The 23,086-nt window shown below is 41.3% G+C and carries 22 protein-coding genes; 9 read left to right on the top strand and 13 right to left on the bottom strand.

Translation table 11 applies throughout. From position 1 onward, the window contains the following. The first annotated feature begins 27 nt into the window (after positions 1 to 27). From ACX17N_RS04590 to ACX17N_RS04580, 3 genes are read left to right on the top strand one after another with little or no spacing between them, the layout of a single operon-like run. Positions 28 to 642, top strand: a complete 615-nt coding sequence (locus ACX17N_RS04590) for an RNA polymerase sigma factor (RefSeq protein WP_458891613.1) — start codon at positions 28 to 30, stop codon at positions 640 to 642. Further along, positions 639 to 959, top strand: a complete 321-nt coding sequence (locus ACX17N_RS04585; RefSeq protein WP_458891380.1) for a hypothetical protein — start codon at positions 639 to 641, stop codon at positions 957 to 959. The genes ACX17N_RS04590 and ACX17N_RS04585 overlap by 4 nt, the downstream gene beginning before the upstream one ends. After that, on the top strand, positions 949 to 1,353 hold the full coding sequence (locus tag ACX17N_RS04580) for a DUF3106 domain-containing protein (protein WP_458891379.1): 405 nt from the start codon (positions 949 to 951) through the stop codon (positions 1,351 to 1,353). Before ACX17N_RS04585 ends, ACX17N_RS04580 begins: the two co-directional genes overlap by 11 nt. Positions 1,354 to 1,466: 113 nt before the next feature. Here ACX17N_RS04580 and ACX17N_RS04575 read toward each other — a convergent pair whose 3' ends face one another. From ACX17N_RS04575 to cxpE, 4 genes are all read right to left on the bottom strand, one after another. Next, positions 1,467 to 3,878: a CSLREA domain-containing protein gene (locus ACX17N_RS04575; RefSeq protein ID WP_458891378.1), complete on the bottom strand. Its 2,412-nt coding sequence runs from the start codon at positions 3,876 to 3,878 to the stop codon at positions 1,467 to 1,469. A gap of 15 nt (positions 3,879 to 3,893) precedes the next feature. Next, complete coding sequence (gene rbtA, locus ACX17N_RS04570; protein WP_458891377.1) at positions 3,894 to 5,714, bottom strand: rhombotarget A; 1,821 nt, start codon at positions 5,712 to 5,714, stop codon at positions 3,894 to 3,896. 354 nt (positions 5,715 to 6,068) lie between these two features. After that, the gene (hda, locus tag ACX17N_RS04565) at positions 6,069 to 6,773 is read right to left on the bottom strand and encodes a DnaA regulatory inactivator Hda (protein ID WP_458891376.1); all 705 of its coding nucleotides are present in this window, start codon (positions 6,771 to 6,773) and stop codon (positions 6,069 to 6,071) included. A 24-nt stretch (positions 6,774 to 6,797) separates the two neighbouring features. Beyond that, positions 6,798 to 8,006 carry a chloramphenicol efflux transporter CxpE gene (gene cxpE, locus ACX17N_RS04560; RefSeq protein ID WP_458891375.1) on the bottom strand — a complete coding sequence of 403 codons (1,209 nt, stop codon included), beginning with the start codon at positions 8,004 to 8,006 and terminating at the stop codon, positions 6,798 to 6,800. Positions 8,007 to 8,140: 134 nt separating this feature from the next. Between cxpE and purM the strand changes: the two genes are divergently transcribed. Together purM and purN are read left to right on the top strand one after the other, a co-directional pair. Continuing rightward, the gene (gene purM, locus ACX17N_RS04555) at positions 8,141 to 9,211 is read left to right on the top strand and encodes a phosphoribosylformylglycinamidine cyclo-ligase (protein WP_458891374.1); all 1,071 of its coding nucleotides are present in this window, start codon (positions 8,141 to 8,143) and stop codon (positions 9,209 to 9,211) included. After that, entirely contained in the window at positions 9,208 to 9,840 is a 633-nt protein-coding gene (gene purN / locus ACX17N_RS04550) for a phosphoribosylglycinamide formyltransferase (protein WP_458891612.1), read from the top strand. The genes purM and purN overlap by 4 nt, the downstream gene beginning before the upstream one ends. Before the next feature lie 55 nt (positions 9,841 to 9,895). Here the strand turns inward: purN and ACX17N_RS04545 are convergent, their stop codons facing one another. Both ACX17N_RS04545 and sppA read right to left on the bottom strand, forming a co-directional pair. Then, positions 9,896 to 10,696, bottom strand: a complete 801-nt coding sequence (locus tag ACX17N_RS04545; protein WP_458891611.1) for an alpha/beta fold hydrolase — start codon at positions 10,694 to 10,696, stop codon at positions 9,896 to 9,898. Continuing rightward, positions 10,687 to 11,712: a signal peptide peptidase SppA gene (gene sppA, locus ACX17N_RS04540; RefSeq protein WP_458891373.1), complete on the bottom strand. Its 1,026-nt coding sequence runs from the start codon at positions 11,710 to 11,712 to the stop codon at positions 10,687 to 10,689. The genes ACX17N_RS04545 and sppA overlap by 10 nt, the downstream gene beginning before the upstream one ends. 130 nt (positions 11,713 to 11,842) lie before the next feature. Between sppA and ACX17N_RS04535 the strand changes: the two genes are divergently transcribed. Beyond that, positions 11,843 to 12,790: a lysophospholipid acyltransferase family protein gene (locus ACX17N_RS04535; protein WP_458891372.1), complete on the top strand. Its 948-nt coding sequence runs from the start codon at positions 11,843 to 11,845 to the stop codon at positions 12,788 to 12,790. On the opposite strand, the gene ACX17N_RS04530 is transcribed toward ACX17N_RS04535, so the two are convergent. The 3 genes from ACX17N_RS04530 to ACX17N_RS04520 all read right to left on the bottom strand — a co-directional run bounded on the left by ACX17N_RS04530 (position 12,759) and on the right by ACX17N_RS04520 (position 17,185). Further along, complete coding sequence (locus ACX17N_RS04530) at positions 12,759 to 15,185, bottom strand: DNA internalization-related competence protein ComEC/Rec2 (protein WP_458891371.1); 2,427 nt, start codon at positions 15,183 to 15,185, stop codon at positions 12,759 to 12,761. The two genes, ACX17N_RS04535 and ACX17N_RS04530, sit on opposite strands and share 32 nt — an antisense overlap. Before the next feature lie 88 nt (positions 15,186 to 15,273). Then, positions 15,274 to 15,957: a lipoprotein-releasing ABC transporter ATP-binding protein LolD gene (lolD, locus tag ACX17N_RS04525; RefSeq protein WP_458891370.1), complete on the bottom strand. Its 684-nt coding sequence runs from the start codon at positions 15,955 to 15,957 to the stop codon at positions 15,274 to 15,276. Beyond that, positions 15,950 to 17,185, bottom strand: coding sequence for a lipoprotein-releasing ABC transporter permease subunit (locus ACX17N_RS04520; RefSeq protein ID WP_458891369.1), 1,236 nt, complete (start codon positions 17,183 to 17,185; stop codon positions 15,950 to 15,952). The genes lolD and ACX17N_RS04520 overlap by 8 nt, the downstream gene beginning before the upstream one ends. Positions 17,186 to 17,210: 25 nt before the next feature. On the opposite strand from ACX17N_RS04520, the gene ACX17N_RS04515 reads away from it, so the two are divergent. After that, on the top strand, positions 17,211 to 17,780 hold the full coding sequence (locus tag ACX17N_RS04515) for a PilZ domain-containing protein (RefSeq protein WP_458891368.1): 570 nt from the start codon (positions 17,211 to 17,213) through the stop codon (positions 17,778 to 17,780). On the opposite strand, the gene ACX17N_RS04510 is transcribed toward ACX17N_RS04515, so the two are convergent. Both ACX17N_RS04510 and ACX17N_RS04505 read right to left on the bottom strand, forming a co-directional pair. Further along, positions 17,777 to 18,703 (bottom strand): DMT family transporter, encoded by a 927-nt coding sequence (locus tag ACX17N_RS04510; RefSeq protein ID WP_458891367.1) that lies wholly within the window; start codon positions 18,701 to 18,703, stop codon positions 17,777 to 17,779. The two genes, ACX17N_RS04515 and ACX17N_RS04510, sit on opposite strands and share 4 nt — an antisense overlap. A 12-nt stretch (positions 18,704 to 18,715) precedes the next feature. Further along, the gene (locus ACX17N_RS04505; protein ID WP_458891366.1) at positions 18,716 to 19,201 is read right to left on the bottom strand and encodes a YaiI/YqxD family protein; all 486 of its coding nucleotides are present in this window, start codon (positions 19,199 to 19,201) and stop codon (positions 18,716 to 18,718) included. 270 nt (positions 19,202 to 19,471) lie between these two features. Between ACX17N_RS04505 and ACX17N_RS04500 the strand changes: the two genes are divergently transcribed. Together ACX17N_RS04500 and ACX17N_RS04495 are read left to right on the top strand one after the other, a co-directional pair. Then, a complete protein-coding gene (locus tag ACX17N_RS04500; protein WP_458891365.1) occupies positions 19,472 to 20,401 on the top strand; it encodes a hypothetical protein in 930 nt (309 codons plus the stop codon). 415 nt (positions 20,402 to 20,816) lie between these two features. Beyond that, positions 20,817 to 20,957: a hypothetical protein gene (locus ACX17N_RS04495; protein WP_458891364.1), complete on the top strand. Its 141-nt coding sequence runs from the start codon at positions 20,817 to 20,819 to the stop codon at positions 20,955 to 20,957. Between the two features lie 58 nt (positions 20,958 to 21,015). On the opposite strand, the gene serC is transcribed toward ACX17N_RS04495, so the two are convergent. Continuing rightward, positions 21,016 to 22,095, bottom strand: coding sequence for a 3-phosphoserine/phosphohydroxythreonine transaminase (serC, locus tag ACX17N_RS04490; protein WP_458891363.1), 1,080 nt, complete (start codon positions 22,093 to 22,095; stop codon positions 21,016 to 21,018). Between the two features lie 120 nt (positions 22,096 to 22,215). Then, a complete protein-coding gene (locus ACX17N_RS04485; protein WP_458891362.1) occupies positions 22,216 to 22,890 on the bottom strand; it encodes a hypothetical protein in 675 nt (224 codons plus the stop codon). Positions 22,891 to 23,086: the final 196 nt, after the last annotated feature.

Raw genomic sequence — 23,086 nt, 5'->3', positions numbered from 1 at the left:
GATCCAATGACAGGGTTTTCCATCTCTATGGATTTAGCGCCGAAACAGTCTCAGTCGGAAAATTTAAGTGCTTTAAAAAGTACAGCTGAACAACGTCTGAAAAATTTTATGCAAGACGTAACTGGACGTGCCTTAGTCATGATGGAGAATGCAACACAGGGGCAACAAGGCATCGCGATGGATCTCGTTCAAGAGGCTTTCATCGCCCTGCATAAATCCTATTCGGACAAATCAACCGATGAATGGTATCCCCTGTTCTACACCATTTTAAATAACAAATTGCAAGATTGGCGTCGTAAAGAACTCCGTCGCTCACAGCCTTTTTCATTTTTCAAAAAGGTGAGCCTCGAAGAAGACGATCTAGAAATTCAAGATGTTATTGATGAAACAACGCCAAGCCCTTTGGAATTCCTCGATCAAGCGGTCACGATTGAGGAAATTCAAGCAGCGATACGCCAACTGCCTGTACGGCAGCAACAGGCTTTTATGCTGCGGGCATGGGAAGGATTTGACACGCAGACCACCGCACAAATCATGAGCTGCAGTGAAGGAAGTGTTAAAACACATTACCATCGCGCCATTCAGGGTTTACGAACTGCGTTATCACATTTAAATCCATATTCGGGAGGGTCATCTGAATGAAACAAGATGATTTCTTAAAACAAGTCACCGCCAAACTCGATGGACTGGCACAACAGCATAAAGACAAACCTTTAGTGATGAATCATGTTCTGGATCATATCCAGCAGCAAAAAACATCACGTTTTGGATATCTCAAAATGACTGGTTTTGCTTTGGCTGCAGCAATCGCAGGAATTGTGGTATTACCCAATTCTGTAGATTTGTCTGAAAAGCCACAAAATCAGGTGGTGGTCACTCCTAAACTTTCTCCGCAAATGGTGGAAGATTTAGAAATGTTGTTAGTTTTAGGTGAGGACAAAGTTCCACATGGCAGCTAGAAGGTTAGCTTTTGCTTTTTGTGCACTCGGCTTCTTGCAAACTAGTTTTGCAGGTTTTGAACGTTTTTGGTTTTTTTCCAAAGATGCCAATACCCAAGTTGCTGAAACCTGGGAAACACTTTCAGAACAAGAGCAACGAGCCCTGATTAAACGCTATCAATCTCTGAAGGAACTTCCAGAAGAACAGAGTGATAGTCTACAACAGCGTATGGACTGGTTTACCCAATTACCTGAACAAGAAAAGCAAAAAATGCGTGAAACTTGGCAACAAATGAGCAGCCAAGAGCGTAATGACTTACGCGTACGCATGCAAAAAGCAAGCCCTGAAGAACGTTTAACCATTCGCGAAGAGTATATGAATAAATACTTACATCGTACAACTGCTCAACCCTAATCGGTTCAGAACCAGACCCTCAACACTGCTGTTTTTATGAATACCGACATCCAGCTGTAAAAGTAAAAAACCCATCAGATTCCGATGGGTTTTTTTCTGCTAAGCAATAGCGATCATTTTTTTAATTTCCGCTTATAGCGATACCAGCCTGCACTCAACAATCCTAACAGACCAAACCAACTGATTGCACCACCACCGCCACTTGATGTCATCGTATTTTTAGCGGTGTTGTTTAAATAGATTTTTGCCCGATTGGAAGCCAAGCCCTCCGCATCAAAAACTGTATATTCAAGCACTTGATCAAAAGGACTATAATTACTTTTCACCTGTACCACCAAATCACTTGCATAACAGGTATCACGCATAGCACTGCCAGGGCAAGGTCCATGAGGTACAGAAGGATCAACCATCATTGCACTGGGCAAACTATCTAGGCGAATCGCCAATTCCTGCCCAGCTTCATTATGATAGAAATCAGACTTGTTGAGCCCTGAAATACTGGTTTTCGGTCCATCATCATCAAAATCATTGTCTAGTGGATGCAATGCTATTTTCTGGTTCGTACCATATTCCAAACGATAGGTGTCTTCTTTAGCAATTGGTGCGATGTTGGAAAAACTGGCACTCATCAAACCGATGGTCGTTTTAGATACATCGCTTTTTGAAGTAATGCTATAAGTACAAAATGCATTTTCACCAATCGTCGATAAATGATCATCTAAACGATAAAACATGATGCGTTTTAACTCAGGAACCCATTCACATTTTAACTTCGCATCTTGATCACCGATAAACTGAAAACTGCTCCCTTCACCAGAATAGCTCCCAACCCCTAAAACTTGGATCTGAATCGTATAATTCTCTACATTCAAAGCCTGAACTTGGGATTGATTGTTGACCCATATTTCATCTGGCAAGGCTAAAGCAAAAGGATCAATGTAAATCGCGCGGTACTTGGCATATTTCTCGGTATAGGTTTTTAAATCCTGAAAAGCTTGCAACTCTGCGGTGTACTGCGGTAAATATTTTGGATTGGTCGATGTAGCATTGATTCTGGCTTGATACAAATCAATCGCCTGCTGATAATCGTCAATCATCTGGGAATAAGATGTATTTTTTAAATTGATGATATCTGCAGCGGTTAAACGCATAAGCTCAACCGAGCCAATATCACAGGTATTTTTCAGATTTGGATTTAAAATTAAGGTTGCATCAGTAATGCGGCTAAATCCACGCTGGTCCAGCTCACTACAACCAATTGCACCCACATTCACCAAATCATTGGCGGTTTGATTATCTCTTGGATAATACAGCGGCAAAAATTCAGTGTTTGCATTGGCTTCGGTATAACTCGACAGTAAGCTACTGATTGAAATATTACTCACATCAATATTTGAATTGCTGCCCGAAGCATTATTTACATAAGCACTATTAGGTAAATTACACTGCCCTACGACGGCTCCCAATTGCAGTGCGTTATGCATGGCAACCACATTTAACTTGGCATCGGCAACATTGCCATTATTTAATGCATATCGACAGGATTGCCCTGAATTATAGGCCAGCACATTAAATGAAATATTTTTACTGCCCAGCTGATCATACAGCAAGGTGCTGGCTGCTTGGTTTTCGACAATAGTATTACTAAGTAAAATCAGGCTACTATTTTCACTTAAATTGGCTTGTGCCGCATTTGAAGAAATCGTTTTAATAATTGCGCCTGTACTGGCATTGGCTTGGTTCTGGGCTATGGTATTGGTTTGGAACTGGCTTGCGGCTGCACCACATAACTCAACAATACTTTGACTGCTTGTATTCCCATTTTTAACAAGACTACTGTTTTGCACTAGAATATTTGGTTTAGTAAACAAGAGGTTATTCTGGCAAGTCATGGCTAAGATACTACCTTTATTCGCCTGATTGCCCTGCATAAGACCATGGTCCATGGTGAGTGCGATATCCCCATCCAGATAAATTGCCCCGCCTTCGGCTGCTTTCGCGTTCACAATCGCCACATTAGATAAATTAATATCTGCACCCGCATAAATTGCACCACCCAATCCAGCCGAGACACCATTAGCCAAAGTCAAATTCTTAAATGTAGTTCCATATTTAGAAAAAGAGCTATTAAAAATTCGAGTTTGATTTTCACCACTAATGATAGTTTTAATGGCCGTGGTTGCAGGGTAAGTATGCGTTAATACATGTTTACTGGAATAATCTAAAGGTTCAGCCCCATAGATTTCGAGCACCGATTGCGGAACCAATTCACGCTTGAGTTTATAAGTGCCTTCTTTCAGCTGAATTCGATCTTTTTGTCCTAGGCGAGTATCTCCTGCATTACATCCTCCATAAGATTTATTCTCTGCAGCAGTTTTAATTGCTTCACGTAATGAGCACTGATTGAGGTTTTCACCATCCTCATCATCAAAAGTTGTCACATAAATAAAAGTATCTTCTGCTGCCATCAGCGACATCGCTGAAAGTACCATTAACGTCAGTAAACCTTTTTTATAATTTTTCACGGTCATTTCCCTTGCTTATTTCTTGCAGCGACGCAATCCAATCAGGCTCAAAAGCCCCAATAAACTCCACATCCCAAGACTGCCTCCAGACGTCTTGACTTTACTGCTCTCCATTTGTCCTGCGGGAGCTTGAGTGACCTGTACTTTAATTTCTAGATAGGGATTTTCAGAATCATTAAAGCGCGTTGTCGTTGTAACTAAACGGATTTTAAAAATATCTGCGCCATGCCAATTTCCATTTGGGGTGTACTGCAAATTACCTTCTTCATCGATGGCAAGTGTGCCTTTAGGCTGAGTAATGGTGGGCACGACTTGTAAACAGCCATCTTGCCACCCTTCCCCTGTCGAGTTCTTGCCAAGTAATGCTTCACATTGATCTTTCGGTAAAAGCTCGCCATCGCCAAGTAATTCAGCAACCGACATCTTCGCCACTTCACCATAGTTAATGTCTTCACCTACCAAGGAAATGGTCGTCGGAAACACCAATTCAACCGCACCTCGGTCACACAATACATTATTGGAGTCACGGACTTGACCACGCTGGTCACTCGACTCACATTCCACAAGGACCGTATCAGAACCTGTCGACTGTTTACCTTTATTGACAATGAGTGAATCACTCAGCTGTTGATAAGTGACCAATAAACGTGGCTTAAAATATCCTAAAAATAAATGAGTTCCCTGTGTAAATGGGCAGAATAGACTTTGCCGATCAGCATTGGCTGTTGCACACTTGCCCTCTAAGCTTGTCCCTGCAATTAAGGCATTCTGTGTCAAAATATCATTAGGATATTCTACCGAACCCTGCCCACAACCAGCGGACACAAGGTTATTTTGCAAAATACTCTGATCTTCGGCATCAAAACTACAATCTGCTTGGTGAGTTACTGGATAGGGGTTACCGACTAAAATACTGTTGGCTAGAAAAGCTTTGCCTTGTGGTGCCGAAAATTTAACGCCTTGTGCATTGCCCAGTAGGGTCAAGTTATTTAAGCCAATACCATCGCGTAAATTAATCAACATCCCTTTATTCTGTAAAAATGTACTATTTTTAATATAATTCGCCACGCTTAACACTGTACTGGGCAATTGGTTTATAGAAAAAGCCGTAGAAGAATAAATATTGGCTGAAGCGGCATTACTCGTTTCATTGTTCCGAATCACACTATTCAGTATTTTAAATGCTGGGCGATGGGTATAAAAAACAGCCCCTTCAGGCGCGGCATTGTTCTGTAATAGACTATTTTGGATGACCACCAGACTGTCACTGGTATTTTCCAAAGTCGCATTCCCAACATTATAAATAGCGCCGCCTTGTGCCGCATACCCTCCAGATAAAGCGGTATAACTCAGTTGCAGATACTCATTGTTATAAATCAGTCCACCTTGCTGTGCACACTGGATCTGATTACAGCCTTGTAAACTGACTTCATACAATACGACGCTCAAGAGCTTCTCTTGTAAACCGTCATCTATACGCAGGATGTTATCTTTCGCTTGCATTTGCAGCACAGCATTGTTGCTACCCAATACAGGCGTTTCATTAAAATCCACCTCATAATTGGTCTTGATGGTGAGTTCACGTTGAACTTTCAAATGTGAATTAAGTTTATAAATCTTCTGTTTTTCTAATAAAATAACAGGGCTAGCATCTTCCCCACCACAACCAAAGTAGCCAGCTTTAGGTAGATCTTGGTTAATATATTCGACTGCTTCACGAAGAGAACATTCTTGGTCATCTTTAACGATATCTTCTGTGGTCGTGACACTAATATTTGCACTATAAGCATGCCCTGCCAGACACAACATTCCCACACCAATGCTCTGCTTGAGCATACTTCTCTCCTTCATTTTTTTATCTTGTTTTTCTAAATTGCGTCATGCATATAGCAGTCGAAAAAATACGACTCTATCCTTGGTCCTTAAGACTAAAAGAAGCGAATAAAAATATAATTGACTAATCTGCCAGATTATCTCGGCATTAATGCGAATCAAAAGTATGACAAGTACTCTTGAGATCAAAGAAGAGAGCAACTTTTTGTTGGATACGACAATTCTTCATGCCATGAAATAGCATCATGTTCTCCCTAACTGGTCTTTGTATTATTTTTTTATGACCGCAAATCCATGCGATACAAATTTCTGAGTAATTTGTTACAGCTTTTTAAATTACTCAAGTACTTTTAATGTTTACTGATATTCGTCAATCAACGCATAAATTTGTCGCAAGGTGGCATGACTCAGTTTGGTCTTTTCACCTTTAAGCAATTGAATAAGCTGCTCTAATGTCTGTAATAAAATTGAAGCTTGATGAGGACCATGCGCCAATAGATAATCAATAATCTGTTGATCAATATGAATACCGCGTCGTGCCAGCACTGAACTGACTAAGATTTGACGGTCGGCATATAGACTGCCGTTTGGAACCTTGACACTGACTGCTTGGGTCAAACGGGACTGTAAGTCAGGCAATTCTAGTTTTAATTCTATCGGCGCCACTCTCGAAGAGAAAACCAGCTGCCCTCCCACTTCATTATTATAATTGATTAGATGAAATACGGCTTTTTGCCAATGTGGAACACCACAAATCGCTTCGATATCATCCAAAGCTACCAAATCATAACGTTCTAGTGACGTAATAGCTTCTGTGGGTGCATCGAGCAGTTCAAGCAAGGATACCTTAATTGCTGACTTACCGACATCCAGATACGAGTCACAGATGGCAGAGAGTAAATGACTTTTGCCAGTACCTGCACCGCCATAAACATAAAAACGATTCATCAATCCTGCATGAAGCTGGCGAATCGCATCAATGACATGCCCCCAACCCGGACCAGAAAAGTCACTGATTCGGGCATCGAGTTGAGGTTCAATATCTAATTGGAGTTGACGCATATTCGTGATTAAGCCTTATACGCTTTATGTTTTCGGTTCAATGTTACTCGAATTTTCAGCAACTTGCTGATCTTTCGAGGCTTGGTCTTTAATTTCAATATCTACATCAACCTGAGAGGTTTCTATACTAATAGAGTTAGTATCTGCAAAGGAAGTAATAACTGTTTGCGGACCATACAACTGACTCTGTTCGTACCATTCTCGTGCATGTTTTAACAGCACAACAATGACAGCAGCGACAGGTAACGCGATTAACATACCCAAGAAACCACCCAGTTGTGCACCTGCCAAAACAGCAAATACTACCGCAACAGGAGAAAGTCCAATCTTATCGCCCAGTAAAAATGGTTGCAGGATATACCCTTCTACGGCCTGCCCAATCATGAAAACCACACCGACTAAAGCCAACTGCATCCAGTCGATACCAAACTGGAATAAGGTTGCGATGACCGCAGCAATAATACCAACCGCAAAGCCCAAATAAGGAATAATACTGGCCAAACCTGCGACCATGCCAATAATTAGCCCCACTTCAAGCCCAATCAGCTGTAAACCCATGGCATAAACAATGCCCAGCAACAGCATAACCAAGAACTGCCCTTTGACAAATGCCCCCAATACACTGTGACATTCACCGACAATTTTGAGCGTCGATGCTTCATATCGTCGTGGAATTAAGCGACGCATACTGTCTAGCATACGATCCCAGTCGAGCAAGAAATAAAAGGCAATCACAGGGATTAAAACCACCGTACCACCAATTTGAATAAAGCTTAGGCCAGATTGCGCAATTTTAAGCGCCATGGCTTGAAGACTATCTGCACTATAATTGGTCTGGATATAATCCATAATTGAAGTCGATAACTGTTCTGTATCAATTTCCATTTGTACCAGATTAAATGTCTTCGACGTCCACGGTAAAAAGGTGTAATTTAGCCAGTGAATCCCTGCGGGAATACTGCTTTTGGCATACATTAACTGTTGCCAAACCAGAGGGGCTAAATAAGAAACGGCCAAGGTTAAAATAACACCAATGCCAATGAACACCACACTAATCGACAACCAACGCGGAAATCCGATTTTATGGAATTTTTCGACCAACGGATTAAATAAATAAGCGATTAAAAATGCGACAATAAATGGCAATACTACAGGTTTCAATAGATATAAAACCCAAAGAATAATGACAATACCCGTAAGAATAAAAATGCGACGCAAGGTTCGATCGACCATATAAACCCGCCTTTTTCAATTTAATCGTTATAAAAAGTAAAATATTTAAGTAAAGATAGCATTTTAGCGCATAAATAACATAAGAGTTTCGTATATTCGGGTTATAATCCCCGCGCAAATGCGGAGACTTCACTATGAGCAACTCAACTTCTACCCCAAACACTGGTTTAAGCTATAAAGATGCAGGTGTCGATATTGAAGCGGGCGACGCACTTGTCGATCGAATCAAATCTGTCGCTAAGCGCACAACTCGTCCTGAAGTGATGGGCGGATTAGGTGGCTTTGGCGCACTATGTAAAATTCCGAAAGGCTATGAAGAGCCTGTTCTTGTATCTGGCACAGATGGTGTTGGTACAAAATTACGTTTAGCCTTGAACTTAAACCGTCATGACACCATTGGTCAAGACTTAGTTGCAATGTGTGTAAACGACCTTCTGGTGTGTGGTGCAGAACCTTTATTCTTCCTTGATTACTATGCAACAGGTCACTTAAATGTTGATGTTGCTGCTGACGTTGTTACAGGTATTGGTAAAGGCTGTGAGCTTGCAGGTTGTGCATTAGTCGGCGGTGAAACTGCTGAAATGCCTGGCATGTATGAAGGCGAAGATTACGATCTTGCAGGTTTCTGCGTAGGTGTAGTTGAGCAAAGCAAAATCATTGATGGCTCTAAAGTGAAAGCGGGTGATGTCTTGATTGGTGTTGCATCAAGCGGCGCACATTCAAATGGTTACTCTTTACTTCGCAAAATCTTAGATGTGAAAAACGTAGATCTTACTCAAATCGTAGATGGTCGCCCACTTGCTGATACGGCAATGGAACCAACACGTATTTATGTAAAACCGATTCTTGAGCTTTGCAAACAAGTGGATGTCCATGCAATGGCACACATCACAGGTGGTGGTTTACCGGGTAATTTACCTCGTGTACTTCCAAACGGTGCGCAAGCAATTATTAATGAATCTTCTTGGGAATGGCCAGAATTGTTCAAACTTCTTCAAAAAGAAGGTGGTGTTGAACAGTTTGAAATGTACCGCACCTTTAACTGTGGCGTTGGTATGGTCATTGCCGTAGATCCAGCAGATGCAGAAAAAACCATTGTGCTTTTAACTGAACAAGGTGAAAAGGCATGGGCGATGGGTCATATCGTTGACAACGCAGAATCTGTTGAAGGCGCTGACGAGAAAATTCGCGTAATCTTTGCATAATGAAAATCGCTGTCCTTGTTTCAGGCAGTGGCAGTAACTTACAAGCCCTGATAGACGCCCGTCTATCAGGTGAAATTGTTGGAGTTATCTGCAATAAACCTGAAGCGTACGCACTCGAACGTGCCCGTCAAGCTGGCATTCAAACTGCTGTGATTGAGCACAAACAGTATCCGACACGCGAATTGTTTGATCAAGCAATGCATCAGCAACTGCTCGCATGGGATGTAGAGTTAGTGGTTTTAGCCGGTTTCATGCGTATTCTCAGTGCTCAGTTTGTACGTGCTTGGGAAGGTAAAATGTTAAACATTCATCCTTCTTTATTGCCACATTACAAAGGCATGCATACCCATCAACGTGTGCTAAATACGGGTGATGTCTATCACGGCTGTACCGTACATTATGTCACTGCCGAACTAGATGCAGGTCAATCACTGGTTCAAGGTGTATTAAAAGTTGGGCGCGATGAAAATGCCGACACTCTGGCGCAACGCGTACATGTCCTTGAGCATTTGATTTACCCTCAAGTCGTGGAATGGATTTGTACTGGTGTATTGCAATACCAAGATGCCAATACTGTGTTCTATCGGAATCAACCGTTACAGGCTCCGATCCAGTTTTGCCAACTGTGATCCACTAAATTCAGATATAAAAAATGCATCCTCGGATGCATTTTTTATTGTATTTTTATTGCTGAATCAGCTGCTTAATTAATTCTACCGTAGCTTCAGGACGTTCCAACGGGAACATATGTCCGCCCTCAGCTACACTAAATGGAATGCCCACTTTTTTCTTGGCAACTTGCGGAAAACCGTGTTTTAAGAACTCACTCTGATCGCCGACCAACAAGTGTATCGGGACTTTTGGTTTCGACATAGGCAACCACCACCAAGATGGCATATTGCGGAAAATAGCAACTTCGGCAGCTTTCGGAATGGTCAAGGTTACCCCACCGCGTTCTGCATCTTCAGTTAAGGCATGATCTAAATACGCTTGAAAACACTCGGGATCAAACTGCTGATACAGCCCTTTCGGTCTCAACATTTCACCAGCCTGTTGACGAGATTCCCAATGATCACGGCGACGTTTACTCAGACCTGCGGGGGTCATACGATCCACAAGTTTAGGGTGAAACATTTTCGCAGCATGAAACAGTAAAGAAGCTTTCCCCATAATTAAGGGTGGATCCAGCATAATCACTTGCTGGAATAATTCAGGACGTTTATAAGCTGTCATCATGGTCAAGACAGAGCCTAAGGAGTGCCCGAGTCCAATCACAGGTCGCCCGTGTGCTTGACGTACAATACTGTCGGTCACTTGATCCACCAAGCGTGGCCAATGATTGGTCACAGGATAGCGTTGGTCGGTTCCAATGACTGGAACATACACTATATCGTAATCATCCCGGAGTAAATGAAAGAGTTTTTCATAGACTTTGGATGGCACGCCATTGGCATGCGCAAAGTGGATTAATGGTTTCATTGTAATTGGGTCGTTTGCTCTGCTTGAACCTGTTCTTTCAGCGAAGTAGCAAAACCTTGTCCAATTGAGCTACCCATACGTCCTAAAACAGAATCCAATGGATTATATTGAATGGTATAGTCCACTGTTTTATCGAGTTTCAATTCACGTTTCAAGCTATTTAGGCTACCTGTACGGTCAGCAATTCCTAATTTTACAGCCTGCTCTCCTGTCCAGAACAAACCAGAGAAAATTGCAGGATCTTGTGATTTAAGTTTATTACCCCGACCTTGTTTCACAGCTTGAATAAAATGATCATGTACATTATCCAAAACAGCCTGAACATGTGCTTTTTGCTCGGCATCTACTGGTTGAGTCATGGACAAGATCGCTTTATTCTCACCTGACGTCATGGTGCGGTCTTCTACCCCTAGTTTTTGCATCAATCCGTTCACACCATAATTCGGCATAATGACCCCAATTGACCCCACCAAACTAGAAGGATTGACAATAATTTCATCGGCTGCCGAAGCAATGTAGTAAGCGCCTGAAGCCCCGGTGTCACCAATAATGGCATAGAGTTTTTTATCTTTATGTTGTTGCTTTAAATATTGAATTTCTTGCCAAATTTCATCTGATTGGACCGGTGAGCCGCCTGGTGAGTTAATATTCAACACGACTGCCTTACTGCTGTGATTCTCAAATGCTTTCTTTAACGACTTAATGGTGTCTTGACTGTTGACACTTTGTTTGTCCGCTGCAATTGTCCCAATAATATCAACCACGGCAATATGCGAGCCTGAGGTTGTACTGACATCTGTTGTTGTGGTACTACAGCCTTTCCCCAAAGCAACCAAAATAAATAAGATATAAGCAAAAGTGAGCAGTTTGAAAAAAATACTCCAACGACGTGCGCGGCGCTGTTCTTCTACAGAAGCTAATACTGCTTTTTCAAGAATTTGCCATTCTTTGCCAGTATGCTTTTCTAAGTTTTGTTGTGCAGGTTGACTTTCGTTTTGTGGTTTTGGTGGCCAATCGGACATATAGGAAGATCCAATAATGAATAAAATTACCCTCATTATATACATGGAATCGCAATAAACTGTTTAATCACCGTGTTTTCGCCTATAATAATCGCTGTTTTATATTTCTTATATCCACATCCATTAGGCAATGACTGATAAAACTTCTAAAACAACGACTGATCGCTTACTCCATTTTGCAAGTCGACAACCCATTCAAATTTCTCGGTTAATTGCCCGTTCACTGGCTGGATTAGTGAACCTATTAAAAATTTCTAAAACTTCACAAACAATCCGTCTAAATCTTGAAATTGCTTTACCTGAATTAAACGTTGCTCAACGGGAAAACATTACCCGCCAAGCCATTCGTAATGAACTGACCTCTTATTTTGAATTCTTTAGTATTTGGGGTTCAGAAAATCAAAAAAATATTTCGCGGATTCACACTATTACTGGCGAACAATATTTACATGATGCCCTCGCTGAGCAAAAAGGTGTGGTTCTGATTGTTCCGCATTTTGGGACTTGGGAAGTCATGAATGCCTGGGTGGCTCAGTTCACCCAGATGACCATTCTCTATAAACCAGTAAAAAACCCTGCGGCTGATAATTTTGTCCGTAGTGCACGTAGCCGTGAACAGGCTAACTTGGTTCCAACTGATGAATCCGGTGTTCGGCAAATTTTTAAAGCCCTCAAACAAGGGGGGACGACTGTTATTCTCCCTGACCATACGCCCAATGTCGGTGGTGAGTTGGTTCCCTTGTTTGGTTTACCCTTAGAATCCAGTAATCTCAGTGCGAAATTAATTCAAAAAACTAAAGCCAAAGCCCTATTTCTTTATGCCATTCGTAATGAACAGCATGGCTTTGATATGTATATCGAGCCAATGTCTGACGAAATTTATCAAGGGACAGCCAATGATGGCACTTTGGTGATTCACCATGCGATTGAAAAGCTGATTCAACGTTTTCCAGAGCATTATCACTGGAGCTATAAACGTTTTAAAGCCAATCCCGAATTGCGCGGTTTATATAGTCTTCCAGATGATCAAGCCATGCAGTTGGTTACTAAGATCCGTCAGCAGCAGGCACATGTCTGAGCCAACTCAACTGCTCTCGATACAAATGTAATTGCATGCGGCCATCTTTGGCTTGAATAAATTGTACGCTGCCATGATTGGCTGTTGAAAATAACGGGATGTTTAATGCTTTTAAACGACGTTGAGTGTATAGACTTGGATGCCCATAACGATTATTGAATCCTGCGGAAGCAATAGTGAGCTTAGGGTTCAGTCGCTTGAGGAAGTCATAAGCAGAGCCGTGTTTGCTACCATGATGTCCAAGAACCAAAACATCCACTTTTAAATTTGGATAATCCTTCAACAAGCGATATTCAGTTTCCCAACCCGCATCGCCCATAATTAAAAAATTGGCATAAGGATACGCATTGGCAACTTGAATGTAGACCACACAAGAATACTCATTCTGATTTGTCGCAACTTGGGATAATTGTGCTGGTCGTGGAGAAAGCACCTCAATTTTTCCCCCCTCCCATTGCCACACTTGTCCTGTATGACAATAATCAAACTGTGATCCAGACGGGACTTGCACCTGTTGATTGCTATAAATGGATTGAATGGGTAACAATGATTGCAAGGACATATAGCCACCGCTATGGTCCTGATCTAAATGAGTCAAGATCAGTTGATCTAAATGCTTAATTCCCTTTTGATTTAAAAATGGCAGAATTAATTGCCGACCTACACTGAATTTGTCTTCGTCATAATTTCCACCCATATCGATCATCATCTGCTGATCACCTTGCTGTACAAAAATGGCTTGCCCTTGTCCAACATCTAAGACCTGTAGTTCAAAAGGTTGCTGCGATTGATCCAACATAAAGATTGGTAAAAAGCACACAATCCCCCAAGTTTTAGGAATGACTCCGCGTGGTAGAAACAAGATGATTAATCCCACGATTAAACCCAAGACACCAATCCAGCTTATGGCCACATTTTGAACGCTAGAACCAAATAAAAGTTCTAACATCTGTAATAGACTTATTAAGCCAGACAGGCTGATATCATTCAGTTTGAACAGTAAAAGTCCAAATGCAGGACATAGCCATAGACACAAAGCCGCCAAGATACTTAAAGGTACCACCAAAATGCTCACCCACGGTAAGGCGATCAGATTACTCAATGGTGCAATCCAGACAATTTTCTGAAAAAAGATCAACATCAGTGGCGATAGAGCAAGAAAGATTTTCCATTGTGATTCAAAGAGCAATGCCAACTTTTGTTTGAACTGCCCATAACCTGATGGTATAGCTTGTACAGGGTGCTGCTGTAGAGTCTGGTAAATTCTGAACAAGATTAAACATGAGCCATAAGACAACCAAAACGCGGCCGATAAAATACTAAACGGATCGAAATACAGTAATAGTGCCGCACTCAGCAGCAAGACCTGCACAGGTCTTAAAGGCAACTGGAACAAAACAAATAACGCAATAAGGATACTGCTTAGCAATGTTCTTAGCGCCGGAATTTCAAATCCGACCAAAGCCGTATATAAGAACACCCCGAAACAGAAAGGAAGGATTAATAAATAAGGTTTAGGAACTCGCAAATACCATATTGGCATAAAACGGACGATGACGTGATGTAAAGCCCAACACAGCATCAAAGCAAAGATCAAGACATGTGGCCCAGAAATAGCCAATAAATGACTCAAGCCTAGACCTTGAAACAAATGCTCAACATCAGGGGTCAATAAACTTTCATCGCCGGTCAATAACGCCAATAGTAGCCCCGAATTTTGCAGCTTTGCTTGATGTAAAATATTGCGTAAATTTAATCTCTGCTGTTCAATCGCTAAAAAGAATTGGGCATACCATCGCTGTTGCGCTTTAACAAACGCCTGTTGCCCCAATAATTCCACTTGCTGCTTGGTCAACCGCTGTACCGCTTGCACTTGAAAAGCGGACATCAGGTTGCGTTGCAAGAACCATTTTTCTTGGTCAAAAACACCTTCCATCGCATAGCTATGTGCAGGCAGAATTTGCCCACGCAATCGATAATATTGCCCCAGTTCCAGTGGATGTTGGTCTTTAGAAGAAAGATAAGCTAACCATTGCACAGGTTGCTTTCGATTATTTAGTACGACGATCGGTTGTTGTATACGATGAGGCTGAATCTGATTCAAAGAGTGAACATAGACCACGACTTCAGTCTGTTTGGGCATCAACTCGCGCAGCGCCATTCTCTGATGTAGGGCATCATTGGCATGTAAATATGCCCAATTAAAGCTAAACAGGCTTAGAAATATAACCGAAGCAAAATGCGTAAACTGTGGTCGAAATCGAGAACATTTGTATTTAAAAGCATAGCAAAAGACCGTACATACTCCGAAGATCACACAACTCGAGTCCGTTAAAGCCCAGTCTTTTCCTATTGCTGCTGTACCTAAAATCCATGCGATCAGTGCAATATACATTTATTATTTTCATGATGTTTTTATATAAGGTGCACATGATAAAGCCCACCGTAGTGGGCTTCAAGTTAAAGACGATTATTCCAGTAAATCAAGCGTCAACCCAGATTCCATCTTGCATATGTAAGACTGAATCCGCAGCCCGAGCCAATTGCTCATCATGCGTCACAATCAGCATTGCCATATTGAATTCCTGTCGTAAATCACTCAACAATTCAAAAATTTTCACCGCCGTTTGACGATCTAAATTACCGGTTGGTTCATCGGCCATCATTAACGCAGGTTTAGCCACCAAAGCACGTGCAAGTGCAACCCGCTGACGCTCACCACCCGACAACTCACCCGGCTTATGGGTTAAACGATGAGACAGACCGACACGATTGAGTAGATATTCGGCTTGCTCTTTAACTTCTTTATAATTCGTGCCTGCACGCAACATCAAAGGCATAGCAACATTTTCCAATGCACTAAACTCAGGCAACAAATGATGAAACTGATAGACAAAACCTAAATACTGATTACGTAAATAACCGCGTTCAGCTTCACCCATATGATCGAAACGCTGACCATTCAGCCAAACCTGCCCTTCGGTCGGTCGGTCTAATCCGCCCAAGACATGCAGTAAGGTACTTTTACCTGAGCCACTTGAACCGACAATCGAAATAAACTCTCCTGCATGTACTTTCAGGGAAAGTCCTTTAATCACTTCGACCGTAGATTTTCCATCGGTAAAATGTTTCACGACATTTTTGGCTTCTAATACCACGTTATTCATAACGTAAAGCCTCCGCTGGTTGAATTTTTGCCGCACGTAAGGCTGGGTAAATGGTCGCCAGAAAACTCAAAATTAAAGACAAGCTGACAATAATCACCACATCTTGCCATCGCAGATATGACGGTAAATAGTTAATAAAATACGCATCAAATAAATGCAGACCTAATGCTGTATTGACCCAATCAATAAAGCCACTGATTCCAGTCGCAAAGATGATACCCAATACGGCACCCGCGAGCGTACCAACAACGCCAATGACTGTACCTTGCACCATAAAGATTTTGGTAATAGTGGCAGGTGAAGCACCCAAAGTCCGTAAAATTGCAATATCTGCTTTTTTATCCGTTACCACCATTACCAGTGAAGACACAATGTTGAATGCAGCCACTAAAACAATCAGGAAGAGCAACAGGCTCACCATGGCCTTTTCCATCTGAATGGCACTAAATAAATTACCGTGGGTATAGGTCCAATCTGAAGCGTAATAATTGCCCGGCAATTCACGCACAATATCATTGCTGACTTGTGGTGCCGCAAAAATATCATCCAATTTCAAGCGAATGCCCTGTGCACCATCCGGAAGGCGTAATAAGGTCGAAGCATCATTCAAGGCGATATAACCCATCATAGAATCAACTTCTGCCCCAATACTAAAGATGCCGACAATCTTAAACCGTTTAAAGCGTGGTACCACCCCCGCAGGCGATGGCGTTGCTTCTGGTAAAACCAAGGTCACACTATCATTCAAGCCCAAACCTAAGGCATCCGTTAATTGCTTACCTAAAACAATCCCGAATTCACCTTTTTTTAACTGGTCTATGTTACCTTCAACCATGTGGTCTTGAATAATCGAGACTTTTTTCTCGTATTCTGGCTCAATACCTGTCACCATAAGGCCAGAAACCTGACCATGCGCGGTGATCATGCCTTGTAATTGAGTAAACGGCGCAACACCTTTAACGTGTTCATGCTGCTCAACTTTTTTTGCAAGTTCAGGCCAATCTGTTAAAATTTGTGTTGATGAAACAGTGGCTTGAGGTATCATGCCCAGTACACGGTTTTTCAATTCGCGGTCAAAGCCATTCATTACAGATAAAACTGTAATCAGAACAGCCACACCTAAGGTGAGACCGATCATTGAGACCAGAGCAATAAAAGAAATAAAGTGGTTGCTACGCCGTGCGCGAGTATATCTTAACCCGATGTACAGCGAGATTGGTTTAAACATACCATCTAGTCCGAGGTAATACATTATGGAAAATTTACAGCATCAAAGCGCCTCAGCGGAACGTCGCGTAATGTCACGTATCGATGCTGCCTTGCGAATTAACTATCAGGTTATTTCTGATGATGTTGCTCTTAATGATCCTTACGATCCAAATTTTGTCTTGCCCCGCTATTTTCTACTACTCGCAGAATTAGATCAATTTGATCTGGCTTTAAACTACGAATTAGAACAATTAACTGAAAAAGATCAACAAATTGCTCGAATATTATCCTTATTCAACCAAAAATTAAACCTGATTACCGGTTCTTTATACGATGCAATTGTACAATCCATGTTACCTGTACCAGAACAGGTCAATTTTTCAGAAAGCGGATTAAGCTTTTATTGCGATCGCGAAATTCAAGAAGGCACTTATATTCATGTGACTTTAAGTCATCCTGAAAACTTCTTTCATATCGCGGCAACAGCGCAAGTGGTGTATAGCCGTGATGAAGGCAAAGGGAAATTCCGTACAGGCGCCTATTTTATTACCCTACATCCACAAGACCGGGTCAAACTAGCAGAATGTGTTAACCTCGAACAGGCTAAAGATTAAGGCTTGCCTGAATTTTTTTGTAATTTCAATTTAAGAGCGAGTTCTCGGCTCGCTTTTAAATCCCGATAAAAATAAATAAATAGTCCAAATAATAAAATAGCAGCACCTACAAAAACCATAAACGACAGCATTTCCTGATTGAGCAGTGCGCCAATTAACATTGCCAGAATCGGCGTCATGACCGTGGTTAATGAAATAGTTGTGGGTTGTAAGTTCTGCACCAGCTTAAAGTAACAGAACATCGCAACCAGTGATGCCATGATTACCGTATAAAACAAAGCCAAAAGTGATTTAAGCTGCGGAATATGCGTCGGTGCATATTGCCAAATAAAGGGAATAATACACACCGCTACCAGTGTAGAGATCACAATAGAACCTGAGGCTTGTGCAATTGGATTGAGTGGTGCATTGACTTTCTTCACCCAAAACATCGACAAAGCATAAATAAACACACTCAGCAGCATCAACAAAATACCGACTGGATGCACATGCTGTTGTCCACCCGTAAAGCAAATAATGGCCAGTCCAGTAACTGAGATCGTCATCCCTAACCATTGCAGACGATGCAAATGCTGGTGAAAAGCAAATCGCCCAATTAAGCCCGCCATAATCGGGGCCAAACCAAACATTAAAGCAATCATACCAGAGGACAAATATTGGGTCGCGAGATAGGTGAAAATTTGCGAACCAATAAAACTGCATGCCCCTGCCAGATAGCTATGTAAGCTGACACGATCGAAGGGAAATTTAACCTTTAGCGCATAAACCAGCAGCAGCGCCAATGGTAGCGCGATAAAAAATCGCAATACCAAGGCCCACAACAAATGTAAATCCGACACACTCCACACGATCGCCAAGGGTGTGGTCGCCCAAATAAATACCAATAAGGCATAGGTCGACATAAGATTGGCTTTGGAGGGCATATTGAAATCCAATTATTTGCTGGTTTTACGTTTTTGTTTCTGAATGGTTTGATCCAGACTACTAGAAAACTCACGCTTATCACGCTCAGAAATTGGCGGTGGTCCACCTGTTTGTACCCCTGCTCCACGCAAGGTGTCCATAAAATCACGTAAGTGCAGTCGAGCTTTAACATTGGCCGTCGTATAAATTTCACCGCGAGGATGAATTGCAATACCGCCTTTTTCAATGACTTGAGCTGCTAAAGGAATATCTTGCGTGATAACAATGTCATTCTCTTGCATGCGATCAACAATTTCTTGATCGGCCGCATCGGCACCACTCATGACTTGGATGGAATTAATCCGAACCGAAGGTGTAATACCGACATTTTGATTGGCAACAAAAGTAACTTCAAGTTGATAGCGATCCGAAGCACGTAGAATCACTTCACGTAAAATTTTTGGTAATGCATCCGCATCGACCCAAAGTTTAAATGGCAGCACACGCACCTTCATCATTCAAAATGGACAGCCCAGTGTAACAAAAACCGCAGCCTCACACGGAGCTAAATCAGAAATATACTTGAAAAGTATATTTTTATAGCGAAGAAACACAGCCACATAAAAGTCCAATTTTTTAACTCACTGACCTGAATTTCTCACGCTTCTGACTGAGCTTCAGTTTGATTCATTTACTTTTTATGCCTGTTTTCATTCAGATAGACTTGAAATATCAAAATAACCCTCGATTAAATAGAGTAAAGCCACTGAACATTCAAAATTGTGCTTATGAAAAATCAAAACAGACCTGAAATGATCACCATTGAAGATCAAAACTTCGGCAGCCATATCGAGCATTGGAATTTGCTCACAGAAAATCCAACCACTGAAGTTCCCAAATGGTTAGGTCTGGCACTCGATGCACCGATTATGCCAATGGGGCTTTGTCGTGACGAGTGCGATATGGATGACTCTGTATGGCTTATTCAAGGACCCAGCAAAGAGCAGGTGCAACTCTGCCAAGTAATTGCTGTAGAAAATAATAAACCGAAAGCAGTAAAAACCGCCTTTCCAAGTTTTGAGAGCCCGTATAAGGTTAAAGCCTCTATTGAACGCATCATTAGCTGCAAATCCAATACCCAAGCAGTGCTGCAATTAAACCTTGGGGAAAATAGTGTCGTGTATGCGTTTGATAGCTTATACAGTGTCAATCATGATCAATATCAAAAAGATCAGTCCTATTTAGTGCAACTGAATGCTTGGGCTTATGAGCTGGAAGCCGTATCTGAGCATGAGCAACTGGTGGTAGATGACCCTGCGTCAATTAAACACCATCGCGCTTTAAATGACATTTTGGCTGCCAATAATGGGATTGCACCAGCCAACCTCCAAGAACAGATTGATGCTTGGGAACCAAAATGTGAAGATGATAAAGCGCCTGTAACCGTTGATTTCTCGAAAATGGTGGCCTATTTGTATGGCGAGAAAATGGGACAAGAAGATGAAGCTTGGTTCCAAGGCAATATCGTCGGCAAAACCAGTCTGCAATTTATGGGACAAGAATATACGCTCTATGACGTCACGTTAATTCATGATGAAAATCAGGAAGCAACGCTAATTCGTATTGCCACGAAAGATGAACAATATAAACATTTTAATATTGGTCAATACATACGCGGCAACATTTGGGTGCAAGTGAGTATTCACACACAAAACTAGCTGGCGCTGTACCCAAGCACATGCAAACGGGATGAAGCTCACAAAGCTGTGACTTACATCCCATTTTTGTATTTTGAGGGTTTTAAAAATACGGTTTCAAATATTATTGCTTATATTTTATCCACAGTTTTTTATTTTAATTGTGTTTTTAAATTCAAATTATAATCGGTTATCCACAGTTTTAAATTTATTTAACCATCAATATCGATAGACAATAAAATATAAGTAAAAACAGTTTGTTATTATAATATTTATAAAAAATATCGTTTATCATTTATCACAACGAAGATTAAATTAAAAATCGGACTGATTTTTTCACTCATGACAATTAGTACTTTATTTAATCAATTTTTTATGCTTATAATATGAACAAGCCATAGGATTTAACGATAATATAGATCGGAACGAGATATCTATGAAAATCGTACAAGAAGAAAATTTACAGAGCGTTGAAACACAACTTGAACAACGCTACCAACTAGACACCATGTCATGCATTTTTTTTGTCTTCGGCATGATGACATCTGCTTATATTCTGCATCAGTTTATTCTTTAATTGCACAGTTAAAATAAAAAACCCATCTTATTCAGATGGGTTTTTTCACATATAGGGCTTAACCGTTGCGTTTGGCAAAGTCATCCATAAAGTTGACCAATGCCTGCACCCCTTCTAAAGGAACTGCATTATAAATACTTGCACGCATACCGCCCACTGAACGGTGACCTGCCAAATTCAATAAATGGTTTTCTTCCGCTTCTTTCAAGAATAATTTTTCCAAATCAGCATTGGCTAAAGTGAATGGCACATTCATGATTGAACGGTTAGCTTCTGCAATCGGGTTTGCATAAAAATCACTTGAATCGATATAGCCATACAGTAATTTTGCTTTTTGCAGATTCACTTGCTGCATGGCATCAACACCGCCATTTTCTAGCAACCATTCAAACACGAGACCAGACAAGTACCACGCATAAGTCGCTGGGGTATTCACCATCGAATCATTTTTCGCTTGAGCAGAATATTTTAGTAAACTTGGAATTTCAGGTTTCGCTTGATCGAGTAAATCATCACGAATAATCACCAAGGTTAAACCTGCTGGACCAATATTTTTCTGCGCACCCGCATAAATGAGACCAAACTTCGACACATCTAAAGGCGCAGATAAAATGCTTGATGAATAATCGCAAACTAAAGGCTTGTCGGTTTCTGGAATTGAAGCAAACTGTAAACCACCAATCGTTTCATTATCTGCATAATGAACATAAGCTGCATCAGCAGACAAATTCCATTCACTTTGCGCTGTAATAGCAAGCTTGCCATCAATTTTGGTACCGGCTTCAATGACATTAATATCGCCATAACGCTGTGCTTCTTGCAGCGCTTTTTCAGACCAGATGCCAGTATGGATATAGTCTGCTTTATTATTTTTACCCAATAAATTTAATGGAATGGCAGAAAACTGTAAGGATGCCCCACCCTGTAAAAACAACACTTTGTAGTTTTCAGGAATGTTCATAAGCTTGCGTAAATCCGCTTCTGCTTTTTCAGCAACCGCAACATAGTCCTTGCTACGGTGGCTCATTTCCATAATGGACAACCCTTTGCCATGCCAGTCCAACATTTCTTGTTGAGCTTTTTCTAAAACGGCAGTAGGTAATGCAGCAGGACCAGCACAGAAATTGTACGCGCGCATGATTTTTCCTTTCAGAGGTGAAACACAATAAAATGATGGCATTTAATCATATCTTGCTCAGGCTTGCAGTAAATTATCCTGAAAATATTTCAATGCTATCGGGTATTTAAAGTCAAAACATCAATAAAGATCGCTACGTCTTTTCGGCTGTATGGCTTTTATTAAAGATTCTCCAGCCACTAAGTAGCTGACTATACGTACAATTAACGCTGGAATAACCACCACGGCATGAATCAAAAAAGCCAGAAGTAAATAAATACAAAACTCCACGGTACGAATAAAGTGAGTTTTTTTCATGGAGGAATCTGCGAGATATTGGCTACGCAAATCGGTCAGCTGCGTATCGCCATGCACATCAATCCAGATACGCGTAGATGGCGCATATAAATTCCGGCTCCACACGCCCCGCTGAAAGGCCGACCACATTCGCTTCGGCTGCAAGAAAAAACCTGTGGAAAGCGCAATTAAATTCATCACCCCGAGTATGGGATGATTAAACATAGACCCCGTGCCCAACTCCCAGGCACTGACTTCGCTTTCACCTATTCGGCCCACACTATAGCCCGTTAAAATATGATGTAAGTCATGATATTTGAGATACCGATGCCTGACCCCAATATTTGGCAAAGGCACCAATAAACAGCCATTATAAACATGGACTGTACAGGGTTCTTGTTCGGGTAGTATCGGAGCAAAGCCATGATGCTGATAAAATAAATCTAATGCCTGATCAATGCTCATCTGTGCTGATGGCATTACAATATTGTATTGATGATTTGGAATATACTGAATCATTTGTATTTTTATCTAGGTCATTTTTTAAAAAGTATAAATTTGCCGTATTATAACTTTGCAGAATAACGAATCTAGCGTCCGTCAAAGTTAAAATGTAAACGCGGTCGTTTACCCCCATAAAATTAAGATCGGTATAATTGCTGATAACGATCATGCGAGTTTGATGAATGCCACAGCGTTTTCAATTAAAACCAAG

Source organism: Acinetobacter sp. GXMZU3951, assembly GCF_054457875.1.
Note: the sequence above shows the minus strand (reverse complement) of the source record. Positions and strands in the feature narration are given on the sequence as shown.

Excerpts from the sequence above, each read along its gene's own strand:
- ACX17N_RS04580 (WP_458891379.1), top strand. The coding sequence starts at position 949 with ATGGCAGCTAGAAGGTTAGCTTTTGCTTTTTGTGCACTCGGCTTCTTG.
- purM (WP_458891374.1), top strand. The coding sequence starts at position 8,141 with ATGAGCAACTCAACTTCTACCCCAAACACTGGTTTAAGCTATAAAGAT.
- serC (WP_458891363.1), bottom strand. The coding sequence starts at position 22,095 with ATGCGCGCGTACAATTTCTGTGCTGGTCCTGCTGCATTACCTACTGCC.
- ACX17N_RS04585 (WP_458891380.1), top strand. The coding sequence starts at position 639 with ATGAAACAAGATGATTTCTTAAAACAAGTCACCGCCAAACTCGATGGA.
- ACX17N_RS04495 (WP_458891364.1), top strand. The coding sequence starts at position 20,817 with ATGAAAATCGTACAAGAAGAAAATTTACAGAGCGTTGAAACACAACTT.
- rbtA (WP_458891377.1), bottom strand. The coding sequence starts at position 5,714 with ATGCTCAAGCAGAGCATTGGTGTGGGAATGTTGTGTCTGGCAGGGCAT.
- ACX17N_RS04520 (WP_458891369.1), bottom strand. The coding sequence starts at position 17,185 with ATGTTTAAACCAATCTCGCTGTACATCGGGTTAAGATATACTCGCGCA.
- ACX17N_RS04590 (WP_458891613.1), top strand. The coding sequence starts at position 28 with ATGGATTTAGCGCCGAAACAGTCTCAGTCGGAAAATTTAAGTGCTTTA.
- ACX17N_RS04515 (WP_458891368.1), top strand. The coding sequence starts at position 17,211 with ATGGAAAATTTACAGCATCAAAGCGCCTCAGCGGAACGTCGCGTAATG.
- ACX17N_RS04510 (WP_458891367.1), bottom strand. The coding sequence starts at position 18,703 with ATGCCCTCCAAAGCCAATCTTATGTCGACCTATGCCTTATTGGTATTT.
- ACX17N_RS04500 (WP_458891365.1), top strand. The coding sequence starts at position 19,472 with ATGAAAAATCAAAACAGACCTGAAATGATCACCATTGAAGATCAAAAC.
- ACX17N_RS04535 (WP_458891372.1), top strand. The coding sequence starts at position 11,843 with ATGACTGATAAAACTTCTAAAACAACGACTGATCGCTTACTCCATTTT.
- ACX17N_RS04505 (WP_458891366.1), bottom strand. The coding sequence starts at position 19,201 with ATGATGAAGGTGCGTGTGCTGCCATTTAAACTTTGGGTCGATGCGGAT.
- ACX17N_RS04485 (WP_458891362.1), bottom strand. The coding sequence starts at position 22,890 with ATGATTCAGTATATTCCAAATCATCAATACAATATTGTAATGCCATCA.
- hda (WP_458891376.1), bottom strand. The coding sequence starts at position 6,773 with ATGCGTCAACTCCAATTAGATATTGAACCTCAACTCGATGCCCGAATC.
- sppA (WP_458891373.1), bottom strand. The coding sequence starts at position 11,712 with ATGTCCGATTGGCCACCAAAACCACAAAACGAAAGTCAACCTGCACAA.
- lolD (WP_458891370.1), bottom strand. The coding sequence starts at position 15,957 with ATGAATAACGTGGTATTAGAAGCCAAAAATGTCGTGAAACATTTTACC.
- ACX17N_RS04530 (WP_458891371.1), bottom strand. The coding sequence starts at position 15,185 with ATGTATATTGCACTGATCGCATGGATTTTAGGTACAGCAGCAATAGGA.
- cxpE (WP_458891375.1), bottom strand. The coding sequence starts at position 8,006 with ATGGTCGATCGAACCTTGCGTCGCATTTTTATTCTTACGGGTATTGTC.